This window comes from Neobacillus sp. DY30 (assembly GCF_030123065.1).
Classification (GTDB): Bacteria; Bacillota; Bacilli; order Bacillales; family Cytobacillaceae; genus Neobacillus.
Map to the genome: position 1 here is coordinate 222,222 of NZ_CP126093.1, position 22,830 is coordinate 245,051.

A 22,830-nucleotide genomic window follows, 5' to 3' on the forward strand; every position below is an offset into this window, starting at 1 on the left:
CAGCTCGTCGCAAGGCAGCATGAAGCTTAGCTCTGATGTCAGTCATGAAGTGATTGAAGTCAGCAGCCTCGTTCTTTGAAAACTAGATAATCGTAAGAAGAAGTCAAAGTAAAACCGAGAATCGCCATTTTAGTTTTTCTCTCTTATTAAATTAAGAGTATAACCATTTAGGTTAAGTTAGAAAGGGCGCACGGTGGATGCCTTGGCACTAGGAGCCGATGAAGGACGGGACTAACACCGATATGCTTCGGGGAGCTGTAAGTAAGCTTTGATCCGGAGATTTCCGAATGGGGGAACCCACTGTTCGTAATGGAACAGTATCTTTACCTGAATACATAGGGTATTGAAGGCAGACCCGGGGAACTGAAACATCTAAGTACCCGGAGGAAGAGAAAGCAAACGCGATTCCCTGAGTAGCGGCGAGCGAAACGGGACATAGCCCAAACCAAGAGGCTTGCCTCTTGGGGTTGTAGGACACTCAACATGGAGTTACAAAGGAACGGGGTAGATGAAGCGATCTGGAAAGGTCCGTCATAGAAGGTAAAAACCCTGTAGTTGAAACTTCGTTCCCTCCTGAGTGGATCCTGAGTACGGCCGGACACGTGAAATCCGGTCGGAAGCTGGGAGGACCATCTCCCAAGGCTAAATACTCCCTAGTGACCGATAGTGAACCAGTACCGTGAGGGAAAGGTGAAAAGCACCCCGGAAGGGGAGTGAAAGAGATCCTGAAACCGTGTGCCTACAAGTAGTCAGAGCCCGTTCATGGGTGATGGCGTGCCTTTTGTAGAATGAACCGGCGAGTTACGATCCCATGCAAGGTTAAGTTGAAGAGACGGAGCCGCAGCGAAAGCGAGTCTGAATAGGGCGAATGAGTATGTGGTCGTAGACCCGAAACCAGGTGATCTACCCATGTCCAGGGTGAAGTCCAGGTAACACTGGATGGAGGCCCGAACCCACGCACGTTGAAAAGTGCGGGGATGAGGTGTGGGTAGCGGAGAAATTCCAATCGAACTTGGAGATAGCTGGTTCTCTCCGAAATAGCTTTAGGGCTAGCCTCACGTTGTAAGAGTCTTGGAGGTAGAGCACTGTTTGGACTAGGGGCCCTCATCGGGTTACCGAATTCAGACAAACTCCGAATGCCAAAGACTTATCCGTGGGAGTCAGACTGCGAGTGATAAGATCCGTAGTCAAAAGGGAAACAGCCCAGACCACCAGCTAAGGTCCCAAAGTTTACGTTAAGTGGAAAAGGATGTGGAGTTGCTTAGACAACCAGGATGTTGGCTTAGAAGCAGCCACCATTTAAAGAGTGCGTAATAGCTCACTGGTCGAGTGACTCTGCGCCGAAAATGTACCGGGGCTAAACGTAACACCGAAGCTGTGGATTGACACCGTTGGTGTCAGTGGTAGGAGAGCGTTCTAAGGGCGTTGAAGCTAGACCGTAAGGACTGGTGGAGCGCTTAGAAGTGAGAATGCCGGTATGAGTAGCGAAAGATGGGTGAGAATCCCATCCACCGTATGCCTAAGGTTTCCTGAGGAAGGCTCGTCCTCTCAGGGTTAGTCGGGACCTAAGCCGAGGCCGAAAGGCGTAGGCGATGGACAACAGGTTGATATTCCTGTACCACCTCTTTATCGTTTGAGTGATGGGGGGACGCAGGAGGATAGGGTAAGCGCACTGCTGGATATGTGCGTGTAAGCAGTTAGGCTGGTGAATAGGAAAATCCGTTCACCTTAAGGCTGAGCTGTGATGCCGAGGGAAATATAGTACCGAAGTTCCTGATTCCACACTGCCAAGAAAAGCCTCTAGCGAGATAAAAGGTGCCCGTACCGCAAACCGACACAGGTAGGCGAGGAGAGAATCCTAAGGTGAGCGAGAGAACTCTCGTTAAGGAACTCGGCAAAATGACCCCGTAACTTCGGGAGAAGGGGTGCTTTTTGAGGTGAATAGCCTCGAAGAGCCGCAGTGAATAGGCCCAGGCGACTGTTTAGCAAAAACACAGGTCTCTGCGAAGCCGCAAGGCGAAGTATAGGGGCTGACGCCTGCCCGGTGCTGGAAGGTTAAGAGGAGGGGTTAGCGCAAGCGAAGCTCTGAATCGAAGCCCCAGTAAACGGCGGCCGTAACTATAACGGTCCTAAGGTAGCGAAATTCCTTGTCGGGTAAGTTCCGACCCGCACGAAAGGCGTAACGATCTGGGCACTGTCTCAACGAGAGACTCGGTGAAATTATAGTACCTGTGAAGATGCAGGTTACCCGCGACAGGACGGAAAGACCCCGTGGAGCTTTACTGTAGCCTGATATTGAATTTTGGTACAGCTTGTACAGGATAGGTAGGAGCCTGAGAAACCGGAGCGCCAGCTTCGGTGGAGGCGTCGGTGGGATACTACCCTGGCTGTATTGAAATTCTAACCCACACCCCTCATCGGGGTGGGAGACAGTGTCAGGTGGGCAGTTTGACTGGGGCGGTCGCCTCCTAAAGAGTAACGGAGGCGCCCAAAGGTTCCCTCAGAATGGTTGGAAATCATTCGCAGAGTGTAAAGGCACAAGGGAGCTTGACTGCGAGACCTACAAGTCGAGCAGGGACGAAAGTCGGGCTTAGTGATCCGGTGGTTCCGCATGGAAGGGCCATCGCTCAACGGATAAAAGCTACCCCGGGGATAACAGGCTTATCTCCCCCAAGAGTCCACATCGACGGGGAGGTTTGGCACCTCGATGTCGGCTCATCGCATCCTGGGGCTGTAGTCGGTCCCAAGGGTTGGGCTGTTCGCCCATTAAAGCGGTACGCGAGCTGGGTTCAGAACGTCGTGAGACAGTTCGGTCCCTATCCGTCGTGGGCGCAGGAAATTTGAGAGGAGCTGTCCTTAGTACGAGAGGACCGGGATGGACGCACCGCTGGTGTACCAGTTGTCTTGCCAAAGGCATCGCTGGGTAGCTATGTGCGGACGGGATAAGTGCTGAAAGCATCTAAGCATGAAGCCCCCCTCAAGATGAGATTTCCCATAGCGTCAAGCTAGTAAGAACCCTGAAAGATGATCAGGTTGATAGGTCAGAGGTGGAAGCGCGGTAACGTGTGGAGCTGACTGATACTAATCGTTCGAGGACTTAACCAATATTAAGGTGAACTCGTTTTACAAACTTCTTCTGAAATTATCTAGTTTTGAGGGAATGAATTTTTTTAAAAAAACCTCTTGATTTTTTGTCTGAAAGACAGTACAATAGAGATTGTCTTTGAGAAAATAAGTCTGGTAATAATGGCGAGAAGGTCACACCCGTTCCCATACCGAACACGGAAGTTAAGCTTCTCAGCGCCGATGGTAGTTGGGACTTTGTCCCTGTGAGAGTAGGACGTTGCCAGGCTTTATAATGTTCCGCAGTAGCTCAGTGGTAGAGCTATCGGCTGTTAACCGATCGGTCGTAGGTTCGAGTCCTACCTGCGGAGCCATTTTTATTTTAATGAATATTGGCTATGCTTCCATAGCTCAGTAGGTAGAGCACTTCCATGGTAAGGAAGAGGTCAGCGGTTCGAGCCCGCTTGGAAGCTTACCTTTTTAACAAACATACGGCCCCTTGGTCAAGCGGTTAAGACACCGCCCTTTCACGGCGGTAACACGGGTTCGAATCCCGTAGGGGTCACCACTTTATCACGTTAATATAATAAAGGCTTTTAAATTGGAGGATTAGCTCAGCTGGGAGAGCATCTGCCTTACAAGCAGAGGGTCGGCGGTTCGATCCCGTCATCCTCCACCAACATTTTTTCGCGATAGCGAAAATAATGTTCCATTTATGCCGGTTTAGCTCAATTGGTAGAGCAACTGACTTGTAATCAGTAGGTTGGGGGTTCAAGTCCTCTAGCCGGCACCATGATTTTCACTATAAAATCAGTTTTAATAAGTGGAGGGGTAGCGAAGTGGCTAAACGCGGCGGACTGTAAATCCGCTCCCTCCGGGTTCGGCGGTTCGAATCCGTCCCCCTCCACCACTTATATTTTTATGAATTATTGTACATACTAGTAAATGTACTAAACATTGGGCTATAGCCAAGCGGTAAGGCATCGCACTTTGACTGCGACATGCGTTGGTTCAAATCCAGCTAGCCCAGCCAAGAGCCATTAGCTCAGTTGGTAGAGCATCTGACTTTTAATCAGAGGGTCGAAGGTTCGAGTCCTTCATGGCTCATCATATTTCACAGTAGACCCCAAGAGATTACTATCTCTACGGGTCTTTATCAATCAAAAGCGGAAGTAGTTCAGTGGTAGAACACCACCTTGCCAAGATGGGGGTCGCTCACTTCGAATCCCGTCTTCCGCTCCATTTGGGGCCTTAGCTCAGCTGGGAGAGCGCCTGCTTTGCACGCAGGAGGTCAGCGGTTCGATCCCGCTAGGCTCCACCAATGTTTTTTACGAAGTAAAATAACCATCACACTACATAAAAAACTTCGCCTTAAATCAGTTTGATTTAAGGCTTTTTTATATTCTTGTCCTCACAGTTATTACTTTAATCTTTAATTGAATATGCTTACCGCTGCCGCTGTTAGCCCGTATATATATGCATGATTTTGTCGAGTTGAGTCATTGTACTGAAAGCGGTTAAAATAGTATTTAAGAAGGGGTAGGAGGTAATATAGAATATGAGGAAATTATCTATAATTGGAATGCCAATGGATTTGGGTCAAATGAGACGTGGAGTTGATATGGGGCCTAGTGCAATCCGATATGCGGGGATTAATGAGAGATTGAAACCGCTATTTGACGAAATTCATGACATGGGTGACATTCCGATTGGAAGACCTGAAGTGGTTATTGATAAAGAATCTAATTTAAGAAATTTAGATCTGGTAGCTGAAAAAAGTACCTTGCTTGCAGAAAAGGTAGATGAAGTGATTCAATCTGGTTCATTCCCGCTTGTTTTAGGTGGAGACCATAGCATAGCGATTGGAACTTTAGCAGGTGTTTCCAAGCATTACACCAACTTAGGGGTAATTTGGTATGATGCACATGGTGATTTGAATACAGCCGAAACTTCGCCTTCTGGGAACATACATGGTATGCCGTTAGCAGCAAGTTTAGGGATTGGCCACCGATCCTTAACTGATTTAGGGGGATATTCTCCAAAGGTAAAACCAGAGCACGTGGTGATCATAGGTGCTCGATCCTTAGATGAGGGCGAAAAAATCTTAATAAAAGAAAAGGGTATTAAGGTTTATACCATGCATGAGATTGACAGACTAGGTATGGCAAAGGTTATGGAAGAAACCATTGCCTATCTAAAAGAAAAAACAGATGGTGTACACTTATCACTAGATTTAGATGGATTAGATCCAAATGACGCACCAGGTGTAGGAACACCGGTAATGGGCGGAATTAGTTATCGTGAGAGCCATTTGGCTATGGAAATGCTTGAAGAAGCACGGATTATTACTTCGGCAGAATTTGTAGAAGTTAATCCGATTTTAGACGAAAAAAATAAAACGGCAAGGGCAGCTGTTGAATTAATGGGTTCCTTGTTCGGAGAAAAATTACTATAATCCGTATGCAGGCAGCTTTCTCTGAAAGCTGCTGTTTTATTTTTCCGCTATTCCTTTCCACAGTTAAAAACTTTCCAAGCTTCCTCTTATTCAAAATAGTTAATTTTTGTTAATATAAAAAGTATGTAAGAAAGAAATTATTTATATTGAAACCTTTTTGCTAGTGGTTCGTAAGATTGTATAGCTGTATTGGAGCTGATAAAAATAGATGGATGCCCTAATAAAAAAAAGAATTAAACAGGTAATTAAAGGCGATCAAGATGCTTTTGCAGAAATTGTTGAAATTTATAGTAATAGTATCTTTCAGCTAGGTTATCGAATGCTGGGAAATCGTCAAGAAGCAGAAGATATTGCACAGGAAGCTTTTATCCGTGCATATGTTAATATCAAATCATTTAATCAGGATTTAAAATTTTCAACTTGGTTATTTCGGATTGCAACAAATTTGTGTATAGATAGAATCAGAAAGAAAAAGCCAGATTACTACTTGGATGCGGAGGTTTCAGGAACTGACGGGCTCACCATGTATTCACAGCTGGCATCCGATTCTCCTCTTCCTGAAAATGAGCTAGAAAGTCTTGAATTACAAGAATCTGTTCAAAAGGAAATTTTAAAACTTCCTGAAAAATATAGATCTGTCATCGTTTTAAAGTATATTGAAGAGTTGTCTTTAAATGAAATAAGTGAAATTCTTGATTTGCCGTTAGGCACAGTCAAAACGCGGATCCATCGTGGACGTGAGGCATTACGTCAACAATTACGACATGTGTGATAAGAGGTGAAACACTTTGAAGTGTGATGAAGAAATCGTTGAGTTAATGCACGATTATTTAGATGAAGAAATAGATCCAGAAAATGAGATGATTTTAAGAGACCACCTCAAAAGCTGCAAGGACTGTGAGACACTGTTCAATGAGTATAAGAAGACTATTGCGGTTGTAAAAGGAACTTCTAGAATGCAGGCACCGCCTGATTTTACTGCGAAGGTGATGGCAAGTCTTCCAAAAGAAAAGAAGAAAGTCAGCTTGCAAAGGTGGATGCGAAATCACCCATTAATTGCTGCTGCATCCTTATTTTTAATCCTTATGACAGGAAGCTTATTTTCAACTTGGAATCAAGATCGAGAATTTTCTGTTTCCAAACAAGAAAATTTAGTTGTTCAGAACGGTACTGTAATTGTCCCTGAAGGAGAAGTGGTCAAAGGTGATGTCATCGTCCGAAACGGCGAGCTTCGAATTGAAGGAGAAGTACAAGGCGATGTCACAGTAATTAATGGTGAACAGTATTTAGCTTCTGCTGGCCATGTAACAGGGCAAATAGAAGAGGTTAATGAAGTCTTCGATTGGATCTGGTATCATATGAAAAGGATTGCTTTTGAGGTAATCGATATTTTTAATAAAGGTGAAGAGTAAAAGTAAGAAGTCACTCCTAGTGAGTGATTTCTTTTTTAATGATAATGATAAGAATGTTTAATAATAAGTACATGTTTAAATTATGGTATAATAAATGGGTTATAAGTTAGACAAATTTACGGAGGAAAAACAATGCCGTTTTTTGAGGATTTTACTATATGGAAGTATTTAGCTAGTATTGTTGATATTCTCCTTGTTTCGTGGGTCATTTATAAACTGTTAAACCTAATCAAAGGAACCAAAGCTGTACAATTATTAAAAGGGATTGTGGTTATCCTCCTTATAAGAGTTGTTAGTGAGTTTTTTGGGTTAAATACGCTGAGCTGGTTAACGCAGCAGGCGATTGATTGGGGATTCCTAGCGATTATCATTATCTTTCAGCCTGAACTTCGGAGAGCCCTAGAACAATTAGGCAGAGGGCGGTTTTTTTCAAGAAGCAATGGACCAGATGATGAAGAGCAGGAGAAAATGGTGGATGCCATTGTTAAAGCGACGGACTATATGGCAAAACGGCGTATCGGTGCCTTGATTTCCATTGAGAGGGAAACGGGGATGAGTGATTACATAGAAACGGGGATCCCATTAGATGCGAAAATTTCTTCCGAATTACTCATAAATATTTTTATTCCAAATACACCGCTTCATGATGGGGCTGTCATTATCCAAAAAAATAATGTAGCCGCCGCTGCCTGTTATCTTCCTTTATCGGAAAGCCCATTTATCTCAAAGGAGCTAGGTACAAGACACCGGGCTGCCTTAGGAATAAGTGAAGTCACAGACAGTATTACCATAGTTGTTTCTGAAGAAACCGGAAATATTTCTTTAACCAAAAATGGGGAGCTTCATCGAAATTTAACATTAGATGCATTTAAAGAACTTGTTTCTCACGATTTAGTTATTACAAGTACGAAGGTAAAACCGGCTTCTTCAGCTCGTTGGAACTGGAGGGGGAAAAATAATGGATAAACTGATGGATAATCCCTGGTTTATTAAAATACTAGCTTTATTAATGGCTGTATTACTTTATTCTGCGGTCCCGAATTCTGGCGGCAAAACCACAGAAATAAATGTTCCAGGTGAAAATACCACAGAAACCTTAGCTGATATTCCCGTAAAAGCTTATTATGATACAGAAAACCTTGTAGTTTCGGGAATACCAGAGACGGTAGAAGTAACAATTGAGGGTCCAATGCCTCATGTTCAGTCGGCAAAGGCCTTAAAAAACTTTGAGATTTTTGTTGATTTAACCAATGCTAAAATTGGTAATCAAAAGGTGAAATTTGAAGTGAGCGGGTTATCCGATAAGTTAAAAGCAACAATTGAACCTAGTACTTTAATGGTATCCATTCAAGAGAAGGTAACGACCGAGTTTACCGTTGAGGCAGAATTTAATAGTGAATTTATTAAAAATGGTTATTCAGCCGGACAACCTGTAGTTAAGCCAAAGAAAGTAAAAATAACAGGTGCGAAAGATGTAATTGATAGAATTACATATGTGAAAGCAGCACTTGAAGGCAGAGATCTCCTTGATAGTACAGTCTCAAAAGAGGCACAGGTACAGGTGCTTGATAAGGACTTAAATAAACTAAATGTGGTGGTTGAACCGGCAACAGTCGAGGTCACTATACCGATAAAAAGAAATGATAAAACAGTTCCTATTAACATTATTGAAAAGGGAACACCACCAGCCGGAATCACGATTGAATCGATTGACTTGAATGTAAATGAAGCAGTGATTTCTGGTGGAGAGGATGTACTAAAAGATACTGACAATGTCCGTGTCGAAGTTGATGTAAGTAAGATAAGTGATAATACGACGATTACGCTGCCGGTGATTATCTCGAATGGGATAACTAAAGTAACCCCTGAAACAGTAGAGGTGACCGTTGTGGTTACAAAAGAGGAAGAAACGACTGTATCAGGTATCCCAATAAATATTAAGGGATTGTCCGACCAATATGAAGCGGTTATTAACGACCCTTCTAATCAATTAATAAATTTATTAGTTTTTGGACCTGGCGCTGCAGCTTCAGGGCTTGGTCCAAACAACTTCGATATTTTCGTTGATTTAACCGGATTTACAGAAGGTGACCATACTGTTCCGATTCAAGTGGATGGACCGCCAAATGTAAATTGGAGACCTGACAAATCATCAGCAAATATTACTATAACAAAAGACAACGCATAAAACACAGCAGTATACATGATAAGGAGCGATTTTGATAATGGGAAAATACTTTGGTACCGATGGCGTCCGCGGAGTGGCGAATAGTGAATTAACACCAGAAATGGCCTTTAAATTGGGGCGCTTTGGCGGGTTTGTATTAACAAAGGATAAGGACAGACCAAAGGTGCTGATCGGCCGAGATACCCGTGTTTCCGGACATATGCTTGAAGGTGCACTAGTAGCTGGATTACTTTCAATTGGTGCGGAGGTAATGCGCTTAGGTGTCATTTCAACACCAGGTGTATCCTATTTAACAAAAGCACTGGGTGCGGAAGCTGGAGTTATGATTTCTGCATCCCATAATCCAGTGGCAGACAACGGAATTAAATTTTTTGGACCTGATGGATTTAAGCTTTCTGATGAACAAGAATATGAAATTGAAGAATTAATAGATATGACAGAAGATAAATTACCAAGACCAGTTGGAGCTGCTCTTGGTCAAGTCATGGATTATTTTGAGGGCGGACAAAAGTATCTGCAATACTTAAAAAATACAGTTGACGAAGATTTCTCTGGTATCCATATTGCATTAGATTGTGCTCATGGAGCAACCTCTTCCTTAGCTACACATTTATTTGCTGATTTGGATGCAGATATATCAGTTATGGGTGCTTCACCAAATGGCATTAATATTAATGCAGGAGTTGGTTCGACACACCCAGAAGCCTTAGCTGCTATGGTAAAGGAGAAGGGTGCCGATGTTGGTCTATCTTTTGATGGAGACGGTGACCGGTTAATCGCAATTGACGAAAAGGGTAATATCGTAGATGGTGACCAAATTATGTTTATTTGTGGTAAATACATGAAAGAACATGGACGTCTAAAACATAGTACAATTGTTTCAACTGTAATGAGTAATTTAGGATTTTATAAAGGACTGGAAGCACTCGGCATTCAAAGTGTGCCAACAGCAGTCGGTGACCGTTATGTAGTGGAAGAAATGAAGAAAAACGGATTTAATCTTGGTGGTGAGCAATCCGGCCATATCATTTTCTTGGATTACAATACAACTGGGGACGGTTTATTAACGGGACTGCAATTGGTTAATATTATGAAGGCAACGAAGAAGACATTATCTGAGCTAGCAGCAGATATGAAAAAATTCCCTCAGAAGCTTGTAAATGTTCGCGTAACAGATAAACATCATGTAACAGATAATGAAAAGGTTAAAACGGTTATAGAGCAGGTTGAAGCAGAAATGAATGGAAACGGACGAATCCTCGTTCGTCCATCTGGTACAGAACCTCTAGTTCGGGTAATGGCAGAGGCGCCAACAGAAGAATTATGCGAATCCTATGTAGACCGAATTGTTTCCGTAGTAAAAGAAGAAATGGAATTAAAAGAATAGATATGAGTTATGCATAAGGGAACGATACAGAGCCCTTATGCATATTTTATTTTATAACTGGTAAAGTCAAACATCTTTACCTGTTATTATTTAGTTGACACATTTTGTCTCTTCAGTTACGATTAATTTGCTTTGTTTTTTAAAAAAGCAAACATCTTACTAAAAAGGAGGATAGTGGTAAAATAACTATAAACAAAAGCGCCTGAACTAACCATGGAGGGTTAGTTGACGAGGAGGAGGTTTATCGAATGTTCGGCGGATACCTCCCGGTTGAACGCACAACCGATTATTTCTTCTTTAAAACATCGAGGCAACTTGGTGCACAAAGAGAAGGAAATGCGCATACTAAACATAGCAACAAAAAGAAAAAGGTATATACAGATACCTTTTAAAACAGAGATAAGGGGGCAAGGTGAGCCTCCAAAAGCATTCTTGCCCCCTGTATCAGGGAGGAAAAGAAAAATGTGTGGAATTGTTGGATATATAGGAGTAAATGATACGAAAGAAATTTTACTAAAAGGCTTAGAAAAGCTCGAATATAGAGGATATGACTCAGCAGGTATTGCTGTAATGAACGCAAATGGAGTTCACGTTTTTAAGGAAAAGGGACGTATTGCTGATTTGCGTGAGATAGTAGCCCTAGATGTTATGGCTAATATCGGAATTGGTCATACACGCTGGGCTACACATGGTGTACCTAGCAGAACAAATTCCCATCCGCACCAAAGCTCATCTAAACGTTTTACATTAGTTCATAACGGTGTAATTGAAAACTATGATCTTTTAAAGCGCGAGTATTTAGCAGACGTAACATTTGTAAGCGAAACTGATACCGAAGTTATCGTTCAGATGATTGAAAAGTTTGTATACGAAGGCTTGGACGTATTAGAAGCATTCCGTAAGACACTTACCCTTTTACATGGTTCATATGCCCTTGCGTTATTGGACGAACAAAATAGCGATACGATTTTTGTTGCAAAAAACAAAAGTCCTTTACTTGTTGGATTAGGTTCAGACTTTAATGTTGTGGCAAGTGACGCTATGGCAATGCTTCAAGTTACGAATGAATACGTAGAGCTAATGGATAAGGAAATCGTAATCGTAAAAAAGAACGAGATAACGATTCAAAATCTAGATGGGGAAACCGTTACTCGTACTTCTTACATTGCTGAATTGGATGCAAGTGACATTGAAAAAGGCACCTATCCGCATTACATGTTAAAAGAGATCGATGAGCAGCCTGCTGTTATGCGTAAGATTATCCAAGCCTACCAAAATGAACAAGGTGAATTAACAATTGCCCCTGAGATCATTACTGCCATGAACAATGCTGACCGAGTGTACATTATTGCGGCAGGAACGTCTTATCATGCAGGTCTTGTTGGAAAGCAGTTCATTGAAAAAATGGCTAAGATTCCAGTTGAAGTTCATATTTCAAGTGAGTTTGGCTATAACATGCCTCTTCTCTCTGAGAAACCATTGTTCGTCTTTATTTCACAGAGTGGTGAGACTGCGGATAGCCGTGCCGTGCTTGTTAACATCAAAGAAATGGGCTATCAATCATTAACAATTACAAATGTTCCTGGATCAACGCTTTCCCGGGAAGCAGATCATACACTATTGCTGCATGCTGGACCTGAAATTGCAGTTGCCTCTACCAAGGCATATACAGCACAATTAGCTGTATTGGCTATCTTGGCGGATGTGACAGCAAAAAGCCGTAATCTTGATCCTGGTTTTGACCTTATCCACGAACTTGGTCTTGTATCGAATGCAATTGAAGTCCTTTGTGATTCTAAAGAGCTTATTGAGCATATTTCTAGAGAGTTTTTAGCGGTAACACGCAATGCCTTCTTTATCGGACGCGGAATTGATTATTATGTTGGGTTAGAAGGAGCGTTAAAGCTAAAAGAAATTTCTTATATTCAAGCTGAAGGCTTCGCTGGTGGAGAGTTGAAGCATGGTACGATTGCCTTAATTGAAGATGGTACACCAGTGATTGCGTTAGCAACGCAAGAAAGTGTAAACCTAAGCATTCGCGGTAACGTAAAAGAAGTTGTAGCCCGCGGTGCAAACCCATGCATCATCTCGATGAAGGGTCTTAACATGGACGAAGACAGCTTCGTCATTCCGGAAGTACATGAATTATTAACACCACTTATCTCTGTAATACCATTACAATTAATTGCCTACTACGCTGCGCTGCACCGTGATTGCGACGTTGACAAACCACGTAACCTTGCTAAATCGGTGACAGTAGAGTAAAGGCAGTGCCCTGATCTTTCATGGATCGGGGCTTTTTAGTTTAGGGTAACCATGAAGCCGTCATGATGATCAAAATCAAAGAAAAATAAGAAAAGTGGTAACCATGAAGCCGTCATGATGACCGAAATTAAAGAAAAATAGGAAAAGTGGGTAACCATAGAGCTATCATGATGACCAAAATCAAAGAAAAATAGGAAAAGTGGTAACCATGGAGCCGTCATAATGACCGAAATCAAAGAAAAATAAGAAAAGTGGTAACCATGGAACATTCATGATGACCGAAACCAAAGAAATATAGTGGTGCCTCATCCAAACAGATCCAATAGAATGCATCACACTTAATTAAGTGAGTCGGCATGTATCAAAATAGGATATTTCCCATGTCCGACTAATTTATAATTCCTAGTTAAAATCTTTCGAATGGTTTTCCTAGAGCCAACCACCTGACACCAATCAAAAATACCATTAGTGGTAACTCGAAGTCTGGAAATAGCATTTTCAATTCTTCAACTCCCCGTACAATAGCTGATTCAATCTCCTCTTCAAATCCGCAAACAGTACAAGCATCCTTCCTTTCGCTGCAGCTAATTAGAAAGGAGCCGCACATAGCACAGGTTAATCCCTTTTTCAATGAATGGTAATTATAGGGGGGTAATTTTGGATAGGGAGATTCAATAATGTGATCTGCTATCATTTTATCAGCAAGTTTTCGCTGCTGTATCCCATTTTGGTTTGAAGGCCGTAAGTTTAGTTTTTCCATAAAGGAGCTTAGCTGTGGGGGAAAAATAATTGTATCGTTTTGGGGAGCTTGATATAGAAAGAATTTAGGATTGATAATTAGATAGGGAATAATTCGGAAATGGAATCCATTTTTTTTGAGATATTGTTGGAGTAAAATTTCTGCTCTCTTTACCTGGTGCAGTGGATTTGTGATTTGTGTTTTTGCATCACATAAAAGAAACTCACCATCCTTGTAAAAATAATTACCTTCAAAATTTTTTACCTCACAAGGGATAATGGTGTCTTGAATGATCAGGGAGGAATCAATTTTAAATTTTGATTGACATATCTCGAGCATGATATCGTTTAATATAAAAATATCCTGATTAAGGTTTGCGGCCGTCAACTGGTCAAATGCAACTTCCCCTTCATAACCTTTTTTCAAATATAAGTACTGCTTCAGCACGTCTTCCGTTAAACTCATACGCCCGTTTAGGAATCCCAATAGTTTTAATAAATCTGATTCAGTTCTAGATCTTAAGAACATAACTCACTCCCTTTCTACTCAAATTATATAGAAATTTCTTCGCCTAAGCTATGACAATATATCTACAAAAACAATTCAAAAAATTCTTGACACTTATCCGCCTGGAATGATACTATTTTCTTCCGTGACAAAAAGGAGGGAAAGTATTTGATAAAACTAGAAGGTATAAATAAGTCCTTTAAAGTAGCAAAGCGTTCCACTGGTTTGCTTCATGCCGCCAAGGCACTCTTTTACCGAGAGCATACGATAGTGGAAGCTCTAAACGACATTTCATTCACAATCAATTCAGGAGAAATTGTCGGATACATCGGTCCCAATGGTGCTGGTAAATCCACAACGATCAAAATCATGAGCGGCATTTTAGTCCCTGATGAGGGAAAGTGCAGTATCATGGGCTTCACACCGTGGAAGAACCGGGTGGACTATGTGAATAATATAGGGGTAGTCTTTGGGCAGCGCTCACAACTTTGGTGGGATGTTCCGGTCATTGATTCATTCGAACTATTAAAGGATATTTACAACGTTCCACAACAAGAATATGAAACTACTTTAGACCTGCTCATCGAAACACTAGAGTTAAAAGACATCATAAACTCTCCAGTCAGACAGCTTAGTTTAGGCCAGCGAATGCGCTGTGAAATTGCAGCTTCACTTATACACAATCCTCAGATTCTATTTTTAGATGAACCGACAATTGGACTAGATGCAGTCTCCAAAATAGCTGTACGCCAGTTTATTAAAACCATTAATCAGGAAAAGGGCGTAACGGTGGTCCTGACTACCCATGATATGAATGATATTGAGGCATTAGCCAATCGCGTAATTTTAATTGGTAAAGGAAGTTTGCTTTATGATGGGAAAATAGAGGAATTGAAAAAACGTTTTGGAGCACGTAAAAAAATCACGGTAGATTACCGTAAAAACACAAATGCTATTGATATACCTGGGACCTCCATCATCCACTGGTCTCATGAACGAGCTGTCCTCAGCATCGATACAGAACAAATCCTTACCTCTGATGTAATTACCGAACTATCAAAGAAAGTAGACATATTAGATGTGACGATAGAATCACAACCGATCGAAGATATTATCGTCCAGCTGTATAAGGAGTTTCAAATATGAAGGTATATGGTTCGATACTAAAACTAAGGCTCTTGATTGGAATGCAGTATCGGTCTGCTGCATTGGCAGGGGTAGCGACCCAATTCTTCTGGGGATTTATTTCAATTATGGTTTTTGAAGCATTTTACGAGCACGCCTCGATAACACCGCCGATTCCATTAAAAGATCTAATTACATATATTTGGCTGCAACAGGCTTTTCTTGCTTTTATTATGCTCTGGTTTCGTGACAATGAATTATTTGATCTTATTACAAGCGGCAATATTGCTTACGAGCTTTGCCGGCCAACAGATTTATATGGTTTCTGGTATGCGAAACTTTTGGCACAGCGGCTATCCAGTGCACTCTTACGCTTTTATCCTATCTTATTAGTGGCTTTTTTCTTGCCAAAACCCTACAACATGACTCTGCCTCCAGATCTAACAACTTTTATCTTATTTATTATTACACTTTTATTAGGACTACTTTTATTAGTAGCTATTTCGATGTTCTTATATATTTCTGTTTTTATAACCTTATCGCCAATGGGATCGCTGTTAGTATTTGGGGTTCTCGGAGAATTCTTTGCTGGTTTAATTATTCCTATTCCGCTAATGCCTCTATGGCTGCAAAAAATTGCTTATGTCCTGCCATTTCGCTGGAGTGCTGATTTTCCGTTTCGAGTTTACTCAGGGCATATCGCACAAAGTGACGCCATAATAGGAGTTTTTGTTCAACTCGGATATCTTATTGGGCTCCTATGGCTAGGAAAATTAGCACTTAACACCGTACTAAAAAGAGTAGTCGTACAGGGAGGATAATGGGATGAGTCTTTATTTTAAGTATCTGCTTATTTTATTTAAATCACAAATGCAGTACCGTACATCGTTTTGGCTTCTATCATTTGGGCAATTTTTCATTCCTTTCTCGGTCTTTGCGGGACTTTACTTTTTGTTTCAACGATTTGGACAAATAAAAGGCTGGGATTTTTTCGAGGTTGCACTTTGTTTTGCTATCATTCACATGGCCTTTTCGTTAAGCGAGTGTTTTGCCCGCGGTTTTGATACTTTTTCAAGTCTAATCGTTAAGGGAGATTTTGACCGAGTTCTTGTACGGCCGCGGAGCACCTTCCTGCAAGTACTCGGATCTAAATTTGAATTCACACGGATAGGAAGGCTTCTACAAAGTGTTATTGTTCTAATTTGGGCTTTAACTAATCTTCCCATTGAATGGGGCTTAATGAAGGCATTAACACTAGTTTTTATGATTGCAAGCGGGGTATTAATCTTTACAGGAATTTATATGCTGGCTGCGACAATGTGTTTTTGGACGGTGCAGGGTTTAGAGGTAGCAAATATCTTTACGGACGGAGGCAGAGAGATGGCTCAATATCCATTAAATATTTATCAAAAATGGGTAACTCGTTTTTTTACCTACGTCATCCCTTTCGGCACCGTCAATTACCTTCCACTTTTATTTATTCTAGGGAAAATAAAGGGCGATGAGATTCTTTATATGCTGACTCCTCTACTAGGCAGCCTCTTTATTCTTCCATGTATTCTCGTCTGGCAATTTGGAGTAAGGCATTATCGATCAACCGGTTCATAAGGAAGCAGCGGGGTCCACTGCTTACCTTTTTTTAGCCATATTTTCCTGTGCCATTCTGACAAGTTCACGGACCATGCTTCCGCCTAATCTGCCGCCGACCTTACCGGCCTGCTGAGAAGTGAGCTGACCATTGTACCCATTCTTTAAAGGAACACCGACCTCCTCGGCAGCCTCAAATTTGGCGTTTTCAGGATTTTGCGTCTGGACGACTCTTGCCTTTAACGCGTCTAATCCATTCCTTGCTTCAGGGACGAGGATTTTATTTCTATTTCTACGGGCCATGTTATCCCTCCTTTATGGGGTAGGATGCCCAATTTAAAAAATAATCAGCAATCACTGGATAAATCCTTTTTTATCCAGTATAATTACTACAACCAATTCGGAAAAAATCAATGAAAAAGAGAGTAGTTCTCTGGGAAGTCGAAGCGAGTCAGGGATGGTGTGAGCCTGGCATGGAGCAGAGAATGAAGCGCACTTTTGAGATGTCTGCCTGAAATCAGTAGGGTAAACCGGAGCAGTCCTCCGTTAACAAGCCAAGCTGGTTCCTTTGGAACAAGTAGAGTGGTACCGCGAGTTAACTCTCGTCTCTTCAACATAGAGACGGGAGTTTTTTGTTTTATAAAAGATAGATAAAATGGAGGTCTTAAAAATGAAGTATAAACAGGAGCTTGCACAGATTATATTTGAAGCACTTGACCATGAAATCCCAGTAAAAGAGCTGGAAGTGCTAATTGAAAAACCAAAAAATCACCAGCACGGCGATTTAGCTTTTCCTTGTTTTACATTAGCTAAGCTAAAAAGAAAATCCCCGGCCATTATTGCTCAAGAGTTAAGTGAAAAGGTCCAATCCCCAACCATCGAAAAGGTAGAAGTAGTAGGAGCCTATATCAACATCTTCTTAAATAAAAAATTAGTTTCAGAAGATACGATAGCCGACATTATCAAACAGCAAGAGAAGTATGGCGCCTTACACATCGGGAATAATCGTCCAGTTACCATAGACCTGTCATCTCCAAATATCGCAAAGCCGTTCTCGATGGGGCATTTGCGCTCAACTGTCATTGGCAACTCTTTAGCATTTATTGTAGAAAAATGCGGATATCAACCAATCAGAATTAACCATATTGGGGACTGGGGCACTCAGTTCGGTAAACTTATTACTGCGTATAAACTATGGGGAGACGCAGCAAAGGTAAAAAAGAATCCTATTAAAGAATTATTGACACTTTATATTAAGTTTCACGATGAGGCAGAAAATGACCCTTCACTTGTCGAACAAGGAAGAAACTGGTTTAAAAAACTTGAAGATGGTGATGAGGAAGCCACATCACTGTGGCAGTGGTTCCGTGATGAGTCTTTAAAAGAGTTTTCAAGAATTTATGAATTGATGAATGTCTCATTTGATTCGTTTTCAGGGGAAGCCTTTTATAACGATAAAATGGACCGTGTTGTGAACCTATTAGAGGAAAAACAATTGCTAGTAGAATCTGATATGGCCCAAGTAGTGGAGCTAACAGATGAAGGATTGCCTCCATGTTTAATAAAAAAATCCGATGGAGCTACCCTTTACGCAACGCGTGATTTAGCAGCAGCCCTATACCGTAAAGAAAACTATGACTTTGATTTGTCACTATATGTTGTCGGAAATGAGCAGAGCCTTCATTTTAAACAGTTAATCGCAGTTTTAGAAAAAATGGGGTACTCATGGGCAAGTAATATGGTCCATATTCCATTTGGAATGATGCTTAAAGATGGCAAGAAAATGTCGACCAGAAAAGGGAAGGTCGTCTTATTAGAGGAAGTACTAAATGAATCAATTGCTATGGCAAGACATAATATTGAAGAAAAAAATCCTAACCTGACAAACAAGGACGCGGTAGCAAAACAGGTAGGTGTAGGGGCAGTAATGTTCCATGATTTAAAGAATTTTAGAATGAATGATATCGATTTTTCACTAGAGGAAATGCTTCGTTTTGAAGGAGAAACTGGTCCTTATGTCCAATATACCTATGCCCGTGCCTGTTCTATTCTGCGTAAAGGAAATTGGCAGATGGCTGAAATAGTTCCAGTCTCGTCTCCATCTTGGGATAAGGAATGGAAAGTTGTAAGTCTGCTTACTGAATTTACAAATGCGGTTAAACGAGCGTATGAGCAGTTTGATCCTTCTCAAATAGCCAAGTATATTGTTGACCTCGCTCAGGCCTTTAATAAATATTATGGCGATGTTAAGATTCTGGAAGACAACGCAGAACAGCAAGCCCGCTTAGCGCTGGTCTATTCTGTGACGATTGTCCTAAAGGAAGGTTTGCGATTATTAGGAATTGAAGCCCCAGAGGAAATGTAAGTTAATATAGAATTAGGGAAAATGTCCACCTTTTCGGGTGGATTTTTTTTTGTAAGGAGTATGAAAAAGTTGAGATGGAATAATAAAAAGTGAAAAACCTGAATTTTACTACTATCTTATATTTGATTGACAGAGGTAAACGTTAACATTATACTCATTTTTGTTATGGAAGAATGTCGATATTTGTCGAAATTAATAGTATTTTCTATCTCTTTATATAATTGGTAGAACAACAAGAACAGGAGAGGAACATCTTTGAAGTACATACTATTTGTAGCAGCAATCATTATCATCTTTTTATTAGCATATACCGCCAGTAACAATAAGAAGAAGATTAAGGTTAAACCGCTTGTCACCATGCTTATACTGCAGCTGATCTTTGCTTTTCTGCTGCTTAATACTGAGGTTGGATTTGTTATTATTTCAGCAGTTTCTACATTATTCGACCATCTATTAAGCTACGCAGCAGAGGGAATTAACTTTGTTTTTGGAGGAATGGCGAATGAAGGTGCTGGACCATTCTTTTTAAATGTCCTTCTGCCAATCGTATTTATTTCTGTGTTAATTGGGATTGCGCAACATATTAGAGTTCTGCCGATTATTATTCGATACCTAGGAGTTGTTTTAAGTAAGGTAAATGGTTTAGGTAAATTGGAATCATATAATGCTGTTGCATCTGCTGTTTTCGGTCAATCTGAGGTATTTATCTCAGTAAAAAAACAGCTTCCTTATATACCTCAGCACAGACTTTATACGCTATGTACGTCAGCGATGTCCACGGTATCTGCCTCCATATTAGGCGCGTATATGACGATGATTGATCCGAAATATGTTATTACGGCTTTGGTATTAAATTTATTCGGCGGTTTCATGATTGCCAACATAATTAATCCTTATGAGGTTCCAGCTGAGGATGATATTATTGATATCCAAGAAGGAGAAAAACAAACTTTCTTCGAAGTCCTTGGGGAATATATTATGGATGGATTCAAGGTAGCTATTATTGTGGGAGCTATGCTGATCGGATTTGTTGCATTAATTAGCATGATTAACCATGTGTTTGAAGCTATTTTTGGAATTAGCTTCCAGATGGTCTTAGGTTATATTTTTGCACCACTTGCCTTTATTGTTGGTATACCTTCAGTTGATATGGTCGAAGCTGGTACGATTATGGCGACAAAATTATTATCGAATGAGTTTGTTGCAATGATGGACTTAGCAAAGATTGCTGATACATTATCAAGCAGAACGGTTGGGATTATTTCAGTGTTTCTCGTTTCTTTTGCAAACTTCTCTTCAATAGGGATTATTACAGGAGCAGTTAAGGGGCTGAATGAAGCAAAAGGAAATCAAGTAGCGAAGTTTGGATTAAAATTACTATATGGAGCAACACTCGTCAGCTTATTAACAGCGGCAATAACGAGTATCATGTTGTAAAAAAACAAGGCTGCCCGGTGATTTGACCCCAGGCAGCCTATTTTTTATTCAATCACAGGTTTAGCATCGCTAATCTCTTTAATATATTTCTCTGCTTTTTCATTATCAAATTGCTTTTCCCATTTTGACATAACTACAGCAGCGAGCGAGTTACCAACCACGTTCACGACAGTTCTAGCCATATCTAAAATTCGGTCGATACCAGCGATAAATGCCAAGCCTTCAAGCGGAATTCCAACAGACCCTAAGGTAGCCAATAGAACAACGAATGAAACCCCTGGAACTCCTGCAATTCCTTTTGAGGTTACCATAAGTACCAGCATAAGCGATATCTGCTGACTGATTGAAAGATCAATGCCATACATTTGTGCGATAAATATTGCTGCTAATGCTTGGTAAAGGGTAGAGCCATCAAGGTTAAATGAATATCCAGTTGGAATAACGAAAGAGGTAATCGCCTTCGGGCAGCCGAAGCGTTCCATTTTTTCCATAATCTTTGGAAGTACCGTTTCAGAGCTGGCTGTTGAATATGCAAGAATTAATTCATCTTTTAAAATTCGAATGATGTTAAAGATATTGATTCCCACAAGCTTTGCCGTAAGTCCTAAAACGACTAAGATAAAGAATATCATGGCCCCATAAACGGTAAAAATTAGCTTACTTAACGGAATTAATGAGGAAACCCCGAATGTTGAAACGGTAACTCCAATAAGGGCAAAAACACCAAACGGAGCAAATTTCATAATTTGATTTGTTACATAAAACATCGCTTCAGCGGTTCCTTGGAAAAATGCAAGAACTGGTTTTCCTTTCTCACCAATGGCCGCAACTCCAAGACCAAAGAAGACAGAAAAGAATATAATGGCTAGCATATCGCCTTTTACGAGCGATTCAAAAAGATTTTGCGGAACAATATTAATAAATGTATCTGCAAGGCTATGGCTTTCTACTTGTTCTGTTGTGGAAATGTATCCGCCAATATCCTTTTTGCTTAAATTATCCATTTCAATACCAGTACCCGGCTGAAAGAGATTGGCTGCGGTTAATCCAATAATAATTGCAATAGTAGTGATAATTTCAAAATAAAGTATCGTTTTCCCGCCTAATGATCCAAGCTTTTTTATATCTCCAACACCAGCGACCCCAACAATTAGACTTGAAATTACGATTGGGATAACAATCATTTTTATTAAGCGGATAAAGATGGTACCAATTGGTTGTAAATATGTTTGCACCTCAGGGTTACCGTAAAAAATTGCACCAACAGCAATACCGAGGATTAATCCGATTAAAATTTGCCAAGCTAAACCAAACTTTTTCAAAAAATCAATCCTTTCGACATAAATCTATTACTTCCGTCAAACAATGACACGTATCTTGTCCATTTTATTTTCTAACCATATAAAAAGTCAAATGAAGCTTTCATGACAAAAAAACAACTACTGGATTCAATCAGTAGTTGTTTTTTTAGTTTTCTTTATTATGAAGTAGATAACACCAAGAACAATGGCACCAATAATGATAGGCATCGTATATTGCGCAGCATATTCTTTAATATGAGACCAATTTTCCCCTAACGCATGTCCTAAATAGAGGAATAGGATGGTCCAGGGTATAACCGCTGCCACTGTATAGAGAGTAAATTTTGCCGCAGACATTTTAGCAATTCCAGCAGGAATGGAGATTGCATGCCGGACAACTGGAATAAATCGGGCGAAGAAAATCACGCCGACTCCGTATTTTTCAAACCATTGTTCGGATAGGTCAATTTGCTTCTTATTAATAAAAACGTACTTACCATACTTTTCTAAAAATGGACGGCCGCCGTAGTAGCCTGCCCAATAGAGGAATAACTGTGCAAAGGTCCCGCCAATTGTTCCAGCAATAATGGCACCTGGATAACCGAGGATTCCCTCTGAAATCATATATCCTCCATACCCTAAGACAATTTCGCTTGGAATAACTTCTATCATTAACCCTAGTGCTATTCCAAAATAACCTAGCTCTGATAAGAACTCTAAAACAGAGAAAATAAATTCCTTCATAGTTCACCTTCACTTTTAATCATTCTACTTTTCTTAGTGTCTAGCTCCAGCGCCCTAGCGGCTAGTGTCCTTCGCTCTCCGCCATACGATAAGTCAAGCACGAATGCGCCTCCGGCTCTTCGTGTTTCCTTTATCTCAGTTGGAGCGCTCCACAAGGGATGCTTCGGCAGCATAGGCTTCGCACGAAGGAAAAGCGTTAGCTTTTACGAGGAGGCCATACGCCGCTGACCAGGGCGCTTCTGCTTTTCTTAGTTT

Annotated in this window: 17 protein-coding genes, 10 tRNA genes, 2 rRNA genes and 1 other annotated feature; of the genes, 25 read left to right on the forward strand and 4 right to left on the reverse strand. The window is 40.9% G+C overall.

The features are described 5' to 3' along the window. Positions 1-170: 170 nt before the first annotated feature. The 20 genes from QNH29_RS01145 to glmS all read left to right on the forward strand — a co-directional run bounded on the left by QNH29_RS01145 (position 171) and on the right by glmS (position 12,770). Positions 171-3,105, forward strand: a 23S ribosomal RNA gene (locus tag QNH29_RS01145). A 131-nt stretch (positions 3,106-3,236) separates the two neighbouring features. After that, positions 3,237-3,352 (forward strand): 5S ribosomal RNA (rrf, locus tag QNH29_RS01150). Positions 3,353-3,362: 10 nt separating this feature from the next. Next, a tRNA-Asn gene (locus QNH29_RS01155) sits at positions 3,363-3,437 on the forward strand. A 26-nt stretch (positions 3,438-3,463) separates the two neighbouring features. After that, positions 3,464-3,536, forward strand: a tRNA-Thr gene (locus tag QNH29_RS01160). A gap of 20 nt (positions 3,537-3,556) precedes the next feature. Next, positions 3,557-3,631, forward strand: a tRNA-Glu gene (locus tag QNH29_RS01165). 35 nt (positions 3,632-3,666) lie between these two features. Further along, positions 3,667-3,742: transfer RNA gene (locus tag QNH29_RS01170), tRNA-Val, on the forward strand. Positions 3,743-3,780: 38 nt separating this feature from the next. Then, positions 3,781-3,856 (forward strand) — tRNA-Thr (locus QNH29_RS01175). Positions 3,857-3,888: 32 nt separating this feature from the next. Then, positions 3,889-3,973: transfer RNA gene (locus QNH29_RS01180), tRNA-Tyr, on the forward strand. A gap of 48 nt (positions 3,974-4,021) precedes the next feature. Beyond that, positions 4,022-4,096, forward strand: a tRNA-Gln gene (locus tag QNH29_RS01185). A gap of 1 nt (position 4,097) precedes the next feature. Then, positions 4,098-4,170 (forward strand) — tRNA-Lys (locus QNH29_RS01190). A gap of 59 nt (positions 4,171-4,229) precedes the next feature. Beyond that, positions 4,230-4,305 (forward strand) — tRNA-Gly (locus QNH29_RS01195). A 3-nt stretch (positions 4,306-4,308) separates the two neighbouring features. After that, a tRNA-Ala gene (locus QNH29_RS01200) sits at positions 4,309-4,384 on the forward strand. 237 nt (positions 4,385-4,621) lie between these two features. Then, on the forward strand, positions 4,622-5,518 hold the full coding sequence (gene rocF, locus QNH29_RS01205; protein WP_283863076.1) for an arginase: 897 nt from the start codon (positions 4,622-4,624) through the stop codon (positions 5,516-5,518). Positions 5,519-5,726: 208 nt separating this feature from the next. Further along, positions 5,727-6,290 (forward strand): RNA polymerase sigma factor SigW, encoded by a 564-nt coding sequence (gene sigW / locus QNH29_RS01210; protein WP_283863077.1) that lies wholly within the window; start codon positions 5,727-5,729, stop codon positions 6,288-6,290. Positions 6,291-6,306: 16 nt separating this feature from the next. After that, the gene (locus tag QNH29_RS01215) at positions 6,307-6,930 is read left to right on the forward strand and encodes an anti-sigma factor family protein (RefSeq protein ID WP_283863078.1); all 624 of its coding nucleotides are present in this window, start codon (positions 6,307-6,309) and stop codon (positions 6,928-6,930) included. Positions 6,931-7,062: 132 nt separating this feature from the next. After that, a complete protein-coding gene (gene cdaA / locus QNH29_RS01220; RefSeq protein ID WP_283863079.1) occupies positions 7,063-7,896 on the forward strand; it encodes a diadenylate cyclase CdaA in 834 nt (277 codons plus the stop codon). After that, entirely contained in the window at positions 7,889-9,118 is a 1,230-nt protein-coding gene (locus tag QNH29_RS01225) for a CdaR family protein (protein ID WP_283863080.1), read from the forward strand. The genes cdaA and QNH29_RS01225 overlap by 8 nt, the downstream gene beginning before the upstream one ends. Before the next feature lie 37 nt (positions 9,119-9,155). Then, positions 9,156-10,505 (forward strand): phosphoglucosamine mutase, encoded by a 1,350-nt coding sequence (gene glmM / locus QNH29_RS01230; protein WP_283863081.1) that lies wholly within the window; start codon positions 9,156-9,158, stop codon positions 10,503-10,505. Positions 10,506-10,753: 248 nt separating this feature from the next. Further along, positions 10,754-10,897, forward strand: coding sequence for a hypothetical protein (locus QNH29_RS01235; RefSeq protein ID WP_283863082.1), 144 nt, complete (start codon positions 10,754-10,756; stop codon positions 10,895-10,897). Positions 10,898-10,967: 70 nt separating this feature from the next. Continuing rightward, on the forward strand, positions 10,968-12,770 hold the full coding sequence (gene glmS / locus QNH29_RS01240; RefSeq protein ID WP_283863083.1) for a glutamine--fructose-6-phosphate transaminase (isomerizing): 1,803 nt from the start codon (positions 10,968-10,970) through the stop codon (positions 12,768-12,770). A gap of 406 nt (positions 12,771-13,176) precedes the next feature. Here glmS and QNH29_RS01245 read toward each other — a convergent pair whose 3' ends face one another. Further along, entirely contained in the window at positions 13,177-14,037 is an 861-nt protein-coding gene (locus QNH29_RS01245; RefSeq protein WP_283863084.1) for a nuclease-related domain-containing protein, read from the reverse strand. Positions 14,038-14,184: 147 nt separating this feature from the next. On the opposite strand from QNH29_RS01245, the gene QNH29_RS01250 reads away from it, so the two are divergent. Genes QNH29_RS01250 through QNH29_RS01260 form a run of 3 tightly spaced genes read left to right on the forward strand, consistent with a single transcriptional unit; the run spans position 14,185 to position 16,749 of the window. Next, positions 14,185-15,162 carry an ABC transporter ATP-binding protein gene (locus tag QNH29_RS01250; RefSeq protein ID WP_283863085.1) on the forward strand — a complete coding sequence of 326 codons (978 nt, stop codon included), beginning with the start codon at positions 14,185-14,187 and terminating at the stop codon, positions 15,160-15,162. After that, the gene (locus tag QNH29_RS01255; protein WP_283863086.1) at positions 15,159-15,962 is read left to right on the forward strand and encodes an ABC transporter permease; all 804 of its coding nucleotides are present in this window, start codon (positions 15,159-15,161) and stop codon (positions 15,960-15,962) included. The genes QNH29_RS01250 and QNH29_RS01255 overlap by 4 nt, the downstream gene beginning before the upstream one ends. Before the next feature lie 4 nt (positions 15,963-15,966). Continuing rightward, positions 15,967-16,749, forward strand: coding sequence for an ABC transporter permease (locus QNH29_RS01260; RefSeq protein ID WP_283863087.1), 783 nt, complete (start codon positions 15,967-15,969; stop codon positions 16,747-16,749). Between the two features lie 21 nt (positions 16,750-16,770). Here the strand turns inward: QNH29_RS01260 and QNH29_RS01265 are convergent, their stop codons facing one another. Next, positions 16,771-17,031, reverse strand: a complete 261-nt coding sequence (locus QNH29_RS01265; RefSeq protein WP_283863088.1) for an alpha/beta-type small acid-soluble spore protein — start codon at positions 17,029-17,031, stop codon at positions 16,771-16,773. 101 nt (positions 17,032-17,132) lie between these two features. Further along, positions 17,133-17,341: a binding site (T-box leader), on the forward strand. A gap of 57 nt (positions 17,342-17,398) precedes the next feature. On the opposite strand from QNH29_RS01265, the gene argS reads away from it, so the two are divergent. Together argS and QNH29_RS01275 are read left to right on the forward strand one after the other, a co-directional pair. Beyond that, a complete protein-coding gene (argS, locus tag QNH29_RS01270; protein ID WP_283863089.1) occupies positions 17,399-19,093 on the forward strand; it encodes an arginine--tRNA ligase in 1,695 nt (564 codons plus the stop codon). Between the two features lie 255 nt (positions 19,094-19,348). After that, positions 19,349-20,530: a NupC/NupG family nucleoside CNT transporter gene (locus QNH29_RS01275; protein ID WP_283863090.1), complete on the forward strand. Its 1,182-nt coding sequence runs from the start codon at positions 19,349-19,351 to the stop codon at positions 20,528-20,530. A 44-nt stretch (positions 20,531-20,574) separates the two neighbouring features. Here QNH29_RS01275 and gltP read toward each other — a convergent pair whose 3' ends face one another. Both gltP and uptA read right to left on the reverse strand, forming a co-directional pair. Next, on the reverse strand, positions 20,575-21,852 hold the full coding sequence (gltP, locus tag QNH29_RS01280) for a glutamate/aspartate:proton symporter GltP (protein WP_283863091.1): 1,278 nt from the start codon (positions 21,850-21,852) through the stop codon (positions 20,575-20,577). Positions 21,853-21,978: 126 nt separating this feature from the next. After that, positions 21,979-22,575: an undecaprenyl phosphate transporter UptA gene (uptA, locus tag QNH29_RS01285; protein WP_283863092.1), complete on the reverse strand. Its 597-nt coding sequence runs from the start codon at positions 22,573-22,575 to the stop codon at positions 21,979-21,981. Positions 22,576-22,830 lie beyond the last annotated feature (255 nt).